The 10,505-nt window shown below is 45.7% G+C and carries 9 protein-coding genes; 4 read left to right on the top strand and 5 right to left on the bottom strand.

What is annotated here, in order from left to right; all coding sequences use genetic code 11:
* Positions 1–192: 192 nt before the first annotated feature.
* The 3 genes from KQI22_RS01685 to KQI22_RS01675 form a co-directional block, all read right to left on the bottom strand.
* Positions 193–867: a hypothetical protein gene (locus tag KQI22_RS01685; RefSeq protein ID WP_216550340.1), complete on the bottom strand. Its 675-nt coding sequence runs from the start codon at positions 865–867 to the stop codon at positions 193–195.
* Between the two features lie 288 nt (positions 868–1,155).
* Positions 1,156–1,686, bottom strand: coding sequence for a VanZ family protein (locus KQI22_RS01680; RefSeq protein ID WP_216550339.1), 531 nt, complete (start codon positions 1,684–1,686; stop codon positions 1,156–1,158).
* Between the two features lie 20 nt (positions 1,687–1,706).
* The gene (locus KQI22_RS01675; protein WP_216550338.1) at positions 1,707–3,986 is read right to left on the bottom strand and encodes a cyclic nucleotide-binding domain-containing protein; all 2,280 of its coding nucleotides are present in this window, start codon (positions 3,984–3,986) and stop codon (positions 1,707–1,709) included.
* A 143-nt stretch (positions 3,987–4,129) separates the two neighbouring features.
* Here KQI22_RS01675 and KQI22_RS01670 point away from each other — a divergent pair, with 143 nt between their 5' ends.
* From KQI22_RS01670 to KQI22_RS01655, 4 genes are read left to right on the top strand one after another with little or no spacing between them, the layout of a single operon-like run.
* Positions 4,130–4,600 carry a hypothetical protein gene (locus tag KQI22_RS01670; protein ID WP_216550337.1) on the top strand — a complete coding sequence of 157 codons (471 nt, stop codon included), beginning with the start codon at positions 4,130–4,132 and terminating at the stop codon, positions 4,598–4,600.
* Positions 4,597–5,178: a TetR/AcrR family transcriptional regulator gene (locus tag KQI22_RS01665; RefSeq protein ID WP_216550336.1), complete on the top strand. Its 582-nt coding sequence runs from the start codon at positions 4,597–4,599 to the stop codon at positions 5,176–5,178. Before KQI22_RS01670 ends, KQI22_RS01665 begins: the two co-directional genes overlap by 4 nt.
* Complete coding sequence (locus KQI22_RS01660) at positions 5,171–6,115, top strand: M14 family metallopeptidase (protein ID WP_216550335.1); 945 nt, start codon at positions 5,171–5,173, stop codon at positions 6,113–6,115. Before KQI22_RS01665 ends, KQI22_RS01660 begins: the two co-directional genes overlap by 8 nt.
* Positions 6,109–7,047, top strand: a complete 939-nt coding sequence (locus KQI22_RS01655) for a M14 family metallopeptidase (protein ID WP_216550334.1) — start codon at positions 6,109–6,111, stop codon at positions 7,045–7,047. Before KQI22_RS01660 ends, KQI22_RS01655 begins: the two co-directional genes overlap by 7 nt.
* A gap of 4 nt (positions 7,048–7,051) precedes the next feature.
* Here the strand turns inward: KQI22_RS01655 and KQI22_RS01650 are convergent, their stop codons facing one another.
* Both KQI22_RS01650 and KQI22_RS01645 read right to left on the bottom strand, forming a co-directional pair.
* Positions 7,052–9,481 (bottom strand): transglutaminase-like domain-containing protein, encoded by a 2,430-nt coding sequence (locus KQI22_RS01650; RefSeq protein WP_216550333.1) that lies wholly within the window; start codon positions 9,479–9,481, stop codon positions 7,052–7,054.
* Complete coding sequence (locus tag KQI22_RS01645; RefSeq protein WP_216550332.1) at positions 9,468–10,496, bottom strand: DUF58 domain-containing protein; 1,029 nt, start codon at positions 10,494–10,496, stop codon at positions 9,468–9,470. The genes KQI22_RS01650 and KQI22_RS01645 overlap by 14 nt, the downstream gene beginning before the upstream one ends.
* Between the last annotated feature and the right edge of the window lie 9 nt (positions 10,497–10,505).

The following is a 10,505-nucleotide window of genomic DNA, read 5'->3' as shown; positions in this document are numbered from 1 at the left end:
TCATTTGTACTTTGTGTACTGGTTTCTTTTGTCTTGCCATAAAATAAGGCCTCCTATGATTTTATATTTTATCATAGAAGACCTTAAAATCCTATTTACAGAAAAACTTTCACAGACTCTGGCACAATTTAATTGGATGGATTACTTGCTGATAATGTCTGGCTGAAAGATTAATGGGAATGCTGCTAAATATTATTGATTATTGTTGTTTGGGGCAAGCTGTTCCTGCAATGCAGCAATTTGTTCCTTTAATTCTTCGTTCTTGGATGTGAGTTCTTTTAGGGCAGCATCATTTTCCTTTTGCTGTTTTTCTAGGAAAACCGCTTTTTGCTGAAACTGATTGTAGTCATAGTAAAAACCTGGGAAATATTTTTGTAAAACGAGCTGTTCGATCTGTTTATATGTATTAGAGATGGGAGCTATCATGCCATTTTGCTGATAAAGGATGCGATTGATACTGACTGTTCGGATATCATTCAGTTTCAATACGGAATCATGGTTGATGAATGAAAATTCACTTGCTTTCAATAAAAACATATCACTCTTGGAAGTGGGATTGTCTGTGGGGTGGTAGACATCCGGATGTTTTGCAGGATCATAGGAGAAAATCGGCAGAACATAGAGTAATTTTTGCTTTACGTCAATGACTAGACCCCTATGTTCATAGGACATTTCGGGCTTATAATTTTTGCCAAACTCAAACTGATAGATTTCCCCTTTTTTAACTTGCCTGTGTCGGAATTGTTTTGTTCTGTTATCTGCCCAGCGAAAATCAGATGCTGAAAAACGATCCAGTTCATTGCTGGTGAAGTTATTAGCGATGATTATTTGGTTGGTTTTGTTTTGTGCTTTCAGATATTCATTCAATAAGCTTACCTCCTTAGTTTTATATATAAAAAAGGGTACGGCGCTAACCGTACCCTACTCTGGAGAACCAGAGAGACCTCGTCGGTCAAATTATCCTTTCAATGGTGGCTTCGTCAGCCAAAAAACACTTATTAGTAAGTGTGAAAGTACAGCATTCATATCTCTGCTCACATATATTATACACGATTTTCAGAAAAAATCTACTGGAAATAGCTACAAATTATTTTTCTTAAAGATTGCGCTTATAGTCGTTTCCTGTTTTGTATTTCATATCTATCCAGCCAAAACCTACCTCTTCTTCGCCAGCGGCGCAAAGATCGTCTTACGCCCGATAAATCCTACGATCCGTGTCAGAATGATCCCTAAAAAGACGCCGCAGCTGTCTATGTAGACGTCGCGTTTCGTGGGCGTTCGCCCGGCGACAAAGGACTGATGGTATTCGTCGAGGCAGGCGAAGCCCACACAGAAGGCGCCTGCAAACACCATCAGCCAGATCCCACGCATGCCATACACATAGAGCGGGAAGGATACTGTCACAGCCAACAGAAAATATTCGCTGAAGTGTGCCAGTTTACGGACATAAAAATGATATTTGTCCGTGTAGACATTGATCTGGGCATCACTCAGTTCCAGATCTGCGACCGTATCGACCGTTTCTACCAGCTTATGGGTGACCTTGTAGCTGAGCTGCGCGGAAGATACCCCGTTCTGGGAGGAAAAATTAAAAATGCAGTACATGACGATAATAGCGGGCACAAAGGAAAGCGGCTTTAAAATAAGCCGCAATACGGTTTTGATAAACAACCAGACATATTTCATAATGTAAAACTCCTCTTATCTTACTTCTCTAAATATTCGATCTGTGCCAGCAGCGGTTCCGGTGTCTGACCGTGGTTGTTGCGCTGTGCACGGAAGGCTACACTATTCATACGCGTCAGCTCCTTCTTTTTATTGTTTTCATAGCGCTCAAATAAGCTGGTATATAAAGGATTGGTTTTCAGCTTCTCACGGTATTCCTTCGGGAACGGACAGTAGCGGGACAGGATCTGTCTTGTTACCTTGTTCAGACGCGGAGAACCGGCGGATTCATAGAGAACCCATGCCATGTAATCCATAATGAAAGCGTCTTTAAAGCGGTTCTTTGCCTTCTGAAGCTGCATATGGCATTTTTCCTTGGCATCAGCGGAAAGATCCCTGTTTTTCTTGTAAAACTGTAAATAATCGAAAAATTCACTCGTTAAGGAATGGTCGGTAACATCGTTCCAGCGTGCGCCCTGTACGCGTTTACACATTTCCCAGCGGAATTCACCGGTCAGGCGGAGCATCATCAGATGGAGGTCGGACAGGCAGATCGCCGGAAGCAGCATGCTGGCAGGTGTCTGTCTGTTATGTCCCTCGATTTCCTGCCAAAGGATGCCTCTTGTACCGATATTCGGCATTAAGATAATATCGGGCAGGATTTCCTGCTGCAATACTTCATGCGTTGTGGCAAGAAGCGGGGAAGTATAAATATAATCTCTGTAATAGGCGCTGAAATCAACTGCAAGCACACTCTGCAAGGCTTCTTTGATCGCATGGAAGGTCAGGCAGCAGTTTTCTGCCGGACGCAGGAAGTCGTGCTCGGAAAGGAGTGGGCAGAACAGTGCAGGTCTGCCATAAGTGACCTTGCCACCTGCAGGCAGTAATTGCCGCAGCTCAAACTGTACCTTTTGTCTCTTATCAGAAGAGAGCGTATCAAATTCTGCCTGTGTGATGGAATTGTCACGCAGCATCGTCTGTAGGTAGGCATCGTAATCCTGATCAAATTCATTTTTGTGCGGCTGTTTTTCGCCGTTTAAGATCAGCACCAGATAATCATAGAACGGATAGACCTGTGTGCCTTCCCGATTGCCATAGGTGGAGCCGAGATCGTAGAGATAAATGGCATTTTCCTGTCCGCACAGTTCTTCATCAATAAAGCCGAAATAAAAGAACATCTTCATAATGACAGGGATGTCTTTTGTGCGGGAGATAAAAAATGCCTGGGTATACAGTTCATAAAATGCTGTGCAGAGTCTGCTGCGCAGCTGGTTCAGTTCATCGGAAGCGGCATTTTTATCGGTCACTGCTTTATAGGCGTTCAGGTCCTTCATAAAGTCAGCAGAAAATTCTTCGGACATCTGCGCATAACCGAGGATCTGGAGCGCAGCATTTTTCAGTTGGGAAAGAACCAGTTTTTCGTGGGCTTCCTGATCGTTTTCATTGATCTGCTGCATATGGGACAGTGCCTTCGTCAGCTCCTGATATTCGGACAAGCGTTCCTTGTAAAGCGCCATGTCAATGGAACTGACACCCTTTGCGCGGATGAACATACGGCTGATGGCAGCATTGATCGGCAGGATATCCTGTCTGCGATGGCTGGCTGTGACAAGGATCGTCGTATACAGATCGACAAAGTCCAGATGGTCTTCGTTGATCAAAAGGACGGAAAGCTCGGAAATATAGTCGTACATTTCCTCATAGCTTGACAGGTACAGATGCAGATCCTGGCTGACACGCAGCAGAAAACCGATCACAAAGCCGCGTCTTTCAAACAGCGGAGCAAGCGATTCGCTCAGGCAGATATTTTCCATATCTTTATAATAACGGGACAAAAAGGCATAAGGCGTATTGCCGAGTGCCAGTGGCTGTACATTCTCAAGACCTGGCAGATGCTTGGTCGGAAGTGCATATTGTTTGCTGAACTTGGTATAATCCCGGTAAAATTCCATTAAAGCGGTATATAATGCGTTGCAACGGTATTTGGTCAGGGAATAGAGCTCTTCCACATGGAAGAACTGCTTTAAAGCCGCCCAGATAAAAGTGGGCGCAAGGGTAGAATCCTGATCAAATAACTGCTGGCAGGATTCTTCGCTGCGGTATGGATAGGAATCGACAACAACGTCAGTTTGCGCGATATAGTCGCAGGAATGGGTCAGCTGGAACAGATCCAGAAACCCGATACCGTCCCCTGCTTCTAATGTGATCTCGCCGTGTGCGAGTTTCATGGTGACCTTCCCTTCGATCAATATACCGACTGCACGGACGGGTGTATCCTTATGATAGATGATCGTATCTTTTTTTATTTGAATTTCTGCCATAACTTATCCTGTCTTTTCTGTAAAATTCCATAATTTCATGGTAAAAACAGTATAGCATACTTTGCGGATCAGGGTGTACTTTTTTCGATTTTGTGGTAAAATAAATAAAACTGATTGTTGTGTCATTTTTGGGAGGTATTGGAATGGAAAAAATGGGGAGAGATGAGATCGTGGCAATGTACAAGCCTGATGTAGAGCGGCTTCTGCCATATCTGTCATGGCTGGCAGATAAGAGTGGCGCAGATGTCACTAAAAGCTACGAAGCGGAAGACAATAAAAAGACGCTGGCATTTCCGGTTTATGACGGAACACTGCTTGCTTTTTTAAATGAACTTGGTTCAACCGTATTTATGGATCAGAATTACCGCTATATTTATTCGCGTTACCGGATCCGTGATTATAAGGATGAGCTTGCGCAGATCGAGAAGGCGGATATCATGTCGATGGATGTACTTGGCGGCATTTTATCAAAGTATACGCTTGGAGGTATGACAAAGGCCTGTTTATGGACGGAAGGTGTGGAGCACCAGATTTTCTACAGAGCGCTTCTGAAGGCAAAGAGCATCATTGAATTCTGGGATGTTCCACTGGAAAATGCGGGGGGAGATCTATGAGCGAAAAGTCAGTACAGAAACGGAATTATATCATAGAAAAAGCAAGAGAAGTTTTTTCACAGAAAGGATATCTGACAGTGACGATGAAGGATATCGTGGAAGCCTGTGAGATCAGCCGGGGAGGTTTGTATCTGTATTTTGACAGTATCAAAGCTCTTTTTCTGGCAGTGCTTGAAAAGGAAAAAGAAGAGAGTGATGATGAGCTGGAGCCGGCGCTTTCCAAGGCAACTTCCAGTGCGGACATCCTGGCACTTTTTTTACAGGAGCAGAAAAAGGAGATCCTGAAAAGGACAGGCAGCCTGAAGCGGGCAAATTATGAATTTTATTTTGGCAATGAGATCCCGCGGAAGGAAAATCCGATGCGCAAGCAGTTTGTCATGTCGGTCAAGATCGTGGAAAAACTGATCAAAGACGCCGTCGAAGAGGGTGATTTCGTCTGTGAGGATCCTCTGGGTGCAGCAAGGAATATGATGTATGTGCTGGAGGGACTGAAGGTAAGTGCGGAGACAATCGGTATTACGGAAGAAACGGTAAACCGTGAAATATATTATTGGTTGAAAGGTCTGGCATATGATTGAAACAGTAGTGGCGTATCAGCTTGCGGTAGGTGAGACGCTTAAGATACAAAAGAAGAGACTGATGCCCGGTGCGGGAAATCCGAATATCGGCAGGATCAGTATTGTTTCCGGAATCCACGGAGATGAGCTGGAAGGGCAGTATGTCTGCTATGAGATCATCCGGCGGATCCAGGAGCATCCGGAAAATTTAAACGGGATCGTGGATGTTTATCCGGCATTAAATCCGCTTGGTGTGGATTCGGGCGGTCGTATGATCCCCAAACTGAATATGGATATGAACCGTATGTTTCCGGGAGAAGCAACGGGAACGATGATGGACAAGCTGGCAGCACGGATCATTGAAGATATCAAAGGTTCCGATATCTGTGTGGATGTCCATGCTTCGGATACTTTTGTCAAGGAAATGCCACAGGTGCGGATCAGTGAGGAGCATGGCAAGGATCTGGTTGATTTTTCGCGCCTGTTAAATGCGGATCTGATCTGGATCAATGCATCTGCCGCGGCGCATGAAGCGACGCTGACAAACAGTCTGAATGCGATCGGTGTTCCGGCTCTTTTGGTGGAAATGGGGCTGGGAAACCGTGTGACAAGAAGCTTCGGTGATCAGATCACGGAAGGCATCTTTAATCTGATGCATGAGATCGGAATCTGGTCGGGACCTGTCGGAGAGATCCGGAATGCCAAGTTGACAAGAGATTACGGGATCGACTTTTTCAGGGCACAGTCCACAGGTATTTTCCTGCCGGATATGGAAAACGGACAGCTTGTATCAGCGGGGGATATGATCGGCAAGATCATCAGTACCTTGTCCGGAGATGTACTTGAGATCATACAGGCAAAGAGAAGCGGAATTTTGTTTACCCTGCGGGAATATCCGCTTGTTTATGAAGGCGCGCTGATCGCGAGAGTTTTAGCAGAGGAGAGAAACGGATGGTAGAGGAGATCATATATTCCATGGAAGCACCTTATCGGGAAAAGTTACAGGTGCGGGGCTATCATTTTGGAAAAAAAGGAGAAAAAACGGCCTGTATTTTAGGCCCGATCCGTGGAAATGAAATACAGCAGCTATATATCTGTTCCCAGCTCGTGCACGCGCTGCGGGAGCTGGAGCACAATGGCTGCATCAATAATAATAAAGGCATTATGGTCATTCCCTGTGTCAATTATTATGGCATGAATATCGGCAAACGGTTCTGGCCGGTAGATAATACCGATATCAACCGGAAATTCCCGGGCATGGACTACGGCGATACGACAGAGCGGATCGCTGCAGGTGTACTGAGTGCGATCCGGGATTATTCTTATGGAATCCAGTTTGCATCTTTTTATATGACGGGGGAATTTGTTCCACATGTCAGAATGATGGAAACAGGCTACCAGAACGCATCACTTGCCAATCTGTTTGGTATGCCTTATGTCGTAGTCAGAAAACCGAGACCGATCGATACAAAGACTTTGAATTACAACTGGCAGAATGAAATGACGGCGGCGTTTTCCGTTTATACCAACAAAAATGATGAGATCGATGAGACAAGTGCGAGACAGGCGGTTGCTTCTGTACTGCGGTTTTTGATGCGGATGGGAATCATCAAGTACGAAGGACACAGCGGTTACATTTCCCATGTGATCTATGAGGAAAATCTGAGTAATGTAGATGCATCATGCGGCGGTATTTTCCGTTCCCGTGTGAAAGCGGGGGAAGAAGTGCGCTATAATCAGTTGATGGGAGAGATCGTTGATCCTTTCTTAGGAGATGTGATCAGCGAGATCCATGCGACAACAGATGGAATCGTCTTTTTTGCACACAAGGATCCGCTGGTCAATGAAGGTGATATTGTATTCAGACTGATCCATCGGCTTCATGCCTGATAGATTACCTGTGATTTCGTTTATATTGTTTTAAGAAGAGAAGCAGCTCGTCTGCTTCTTTTTTTGTGATCCCATATTGGGAGAAACAGCATTTTTCCAACAGTCCCTGCATATCCCCCGGGAGAAATCCGGCGGTTTCTTTTCCCTGTGCGGAAAGCAGTCTGCAGATCCTGTGGTAATGCAACAGCAAAAGCGGCTTATAATCACCCTTTTGGTATTTGCAATATGCCATGTAATGGAGATACAGCATTCTGCCCGGAATGAAAATGAGTAACAGCAGCAGGATGAGCACGGCAAAGGCAAAGAGCGGCATCAGATAAGAGCTGTTTTTCAGTCTGGCTGTGATACTGTCATTGGAGCTTCCGGTTGTCTGTCCGTTTTGCTGCAGACCGGCCGTCTGGTTCGGCGAGAAAATACCTGCAAAGAGTGACCAGAAGTCGGAATACAGGGTGGAGGAGTCCTCCTCTTCAGAGCCGGAAGAAGCCGGTGTAAATTCATAGGGAACCCATCCGATCCCTTTCTGGTAGACTTCTACCCAGGCGTGGGCATCCGCATCTGTTACATTCACGGAAACAACACCGGTATCTCCGATCGGATTTTTGCCGGTAAACCAGTCAGAAGTAGTTTCGTCCTGTAAAGTAGAACCTTCCGATACATCAGAAACAGAAACGGCGTAGCCCTCCACATATCTGGCAGGAATACCGTAAGAGCGCAGAAGTAGCGTAGCGGCAGAAGCAAAGTGGGCACAATAGCCTTCCTTCTGCTCCTGCAGGAAGTATGAGACGAAATCTTTCCGAGCCGGCGTGCTGCCGGGCGTCATGCTGTAGCTGTAGTTGTCTGCCAGATAATTCTGAACGAGTTCGATCTGCTTTGGCAGCGATTCGCCCTGCCCGATCTCTTTTCTGAGCTGCGCAAAGTAGTCCTGCAGATCATCCGGATAGTCCAGGTAATGATCCAGACAGAAAGTATCATAATACTCGATATAAGAAGCAAGTGTATCTGTACCGGAAAGGTCACCTAGCAGCGCATCCGGCTGTGCGGGAATGTTCCAGTAATTGTGCAGGAGCGGATAGTAGGACAGTGTCATGGAAGAACCTTTGGCAAGCTGTCCGCGTACGATACTGTTCGTTGTCTGATATGGGACGGACAGATTGTTGATCGTATAATAAGGCAGATACAGACAGTTCGGGTTTGCATCGACATTTTCAATCTGCATTTTGCCGTAAATACCGGCATTTTTGGTCGTGTTTGTATAATGCTGGAGCCTGCGTGCTTCCAGAAAGGCAGTGTATTCCTCATAGTCGTCCAGATGGTCTCCGAAAGCCCGCTCAAAAATGCGTCTGTCAAAGGAGGGAGCTTCCCAGGAAGAACCGGTATAGGTTTCGCCGACATAAGCCCGCAGATAAAGTGTCTCGTAAGAGAATGGCACGAAGGTGATCGTCAGATCTGTTTCATAATCCGGGCGGACACTGCTGACACCGCCCAGTTTTCCTTCGCTGATTCCACCTGTGGCACTGTAACGGTCGAAAAAACCGCCGATACCGCTCTGGGTCAGGATCTTGACGGAAGCATCTGCGCCGGCGCGCAGCTTGCTGGTGCTTTTCGTACCGGAGGCGGAAAGGAACGGAATACAGAAAAGTCCTGCCAGACAGGTAAAGGCAAACAGCAGTACAGATAACTGGAAAAACAGTCTGCCGCTTGCATGGTAGCGGAATGTAAGCTGTTTTCCCTTTTGCCGCGCGGCAAATTCTGTCCATTTTTTATCCCGGTAGGGCAGTTTGAAATGTCTGCTCTGTTTCAGGAGAAAGATCATAAAATAAGAAAATAAAAGCAGCACAAAATACGGTAATGCCGGCATTTTGTCAATGTAGATCCCAAGCTGGAAGATCGGAAATGTCAGAAGGAATACAAAGAACAGATTCATGTATTCGGAAATACAGATATTTAAAAGGACGATCAGGAAAAAACCGATGAAAACAGCGGCAAAGGTGATCGTCAGGGTACGGTCTGCGTAATATTCCTTTGCTTCACGCAGGATAGACAGATCAAAGTAATCGCTGTAGGCTTCCTGTAAGATCGCCATGAATGCCTGGTATCCACTGTTTACCTGATAGCGGTAGGTAAAAATGGAGTAGGAAAAGATGAGAAAAATGACCGGATAAAACAGATTAAAGATAAACCGGCTGTAATGCAGGAAAGCAAGCAGCATGGAAAAAAGCAGAAAGCAGACAAAAACCGCTACCGGATAGCAGGGGAGCGAAAAGCTTGAAATGACTGCACCGATCGCACCATAGGAGGCGGCAAAGATCAAAAGGCCTTTCATGGCACAGACAAATGCACGCCCGGAGCAGGATGTCGCAGGGGCATCCATGGAAAATCCGTACGGATAGGCGGGTTCTGTCTGTTCTTGTTTTTTCTTTTTACGAAATAACATCTTCGACTCCTTTGTCAGTAACGTGTAAAATGCTGCCATGTACCATATCTGCTTTCTGCAGGACAGTAAGTGCAAGGTCGTTTTCTGTGTAAGTGGTTTCATAGAAACAGCTGCGGAAGGCTTCTTCGAGCTGGTCTTCATTTAAAATGTAAAACTGCATGAAATCCTGTGCGGTGATCGAATAATACCAGAAAAAGAAGGTAATACCGTCTGCCAGCAGAGATCGGCCCATGGTGAGCGTATTGGATAAGATCTGTTCCAGCACAGGCAGCGTCGGATCCGGCAGATAAAGCTCCGGCAGTAAAACAAACTGATGGGAGGAGGTCTGCTCATTCTCCTTTACCATCAGCTTATGGATCTTGGCACTTAATTTCCAGTGGATCTTCTGCAGGCGGTCGCCCGGAATATATTCCCGGATATCGGTCACATTGGAAGAGACATTTCCCTTTGCACCGTTTTCTTCAAATTCATCAAAGCCTTCGCCAAATGCCGCAGAAGAAAACTGCAGGCTGTCATTTTCCGGCGGGAAGATGAAAAGTTCTTTTTGCAAAGCATCTTCTTTATGAAAATTGAAAAAATGCAGATAATCCCAGACCGAGATCTGTGTAAGGCGGATCTGATAGCAGGCTGCCCGTTGGAAAGTCAGCGGTATGGAAAATGCAAAGCTGTCATGTGCATAAACAGGACAATTTACCGCATACTCTTCATCATTGGGATAAAACGGAGAGGAGACGGTATAATGGAACATACAGTCCGGCAGTGGCAGGTAAGTCGGATTTTTCAAAACGAATGAAACCGTGATTTTATCACCGCTTTTCCCGAACAGGAGGGAAGTGGTGATCTCCGGCTGCAGATGGCGGACCGCATACCGCACAGCCAGATAAGAAGCCGGTGGCAGCAGAAGGAGCAGCATCAGGAGAAACAGAAAGATCGGTTTCTGATAAAAGGTTGCCAGCAGGATCACGATCAGATATATAAAGAAAAATCCTGCGGCAGAAAGTATTTTACGGAGCATGGCAGTTTC

Source organism: Kineothrix sp. MSJ-39 (assembly GCF_018917935.1).
Taxonomy (GTDB): domain Bacteria; phylum Bacillota; class Clostridia; order Lachnospirales; family Lachnospiraceae; genus CAG-194.
The sequence above is the reverse complement of the archived record's forward strand: the minus strand, read 5'-3'. Positions and strand labels throughout refer to the sequence as shown.

Bases quoted from the DNA above. Each gene is read 5' to 3' on its own strand.
- KQI22_RS01680 (WP_216550339.1), bottom strand. From the start codon at position 1,686: ATGAAATATGTCTGGTTGTTTATCAAAACCGTATTGCGGCTTATTTTA.
- KQI22_RS01675 (WP_216550338.1), bottom strand. From the start codon at position 3,986: ATGGCAGAAATTCAAATAAAAAAAGATACGATCATCTATCATAAGGAT.
- KQI22_RS01670 (WP_216550337.1), top strand. From the start codon at position 4,130: ATGGAAAAAATGGGGAGAGATGAGATCGTGGCAATGTACAAGCCTGAT.
- KQI22_RS01665 (WP_216550336.1), top strand. From the start codon at position 4,597: ATGAGCGAAAAGTCAGTACAGAAACGGAATTATATCATAGAAAAAGCA.
- KQI22_RS01660 (WP_216550335.1), top strand. From the start codon at position 5,171: ATGATTGAAACAGTAGTGGCGTATCAGCTTGCGGTAGGTGAGACGCTT.
- KQI22_RS01655 (WP_216550334.1), top strand. From the start codon at position 6,109: ATGGTAGAGGAGATCATATATTCCATGGAAGCACCTTATCGGGAAAAG.
- KQI22_RS01650 (WP_216550333.1), bottom strand. From the start codon at position 9,481: ATGTTATTTCGTAAAAAGAAAAAACAAGAACAGACAGAACCCGCCTAT.
- KQI22_RS01645 (WP_216550332.1), bottom strand. From the start codon at position 10,496: ATGCTCCGTAAAATACTTTCTGCCGCAGGATTTTTCTTTATATATCTG.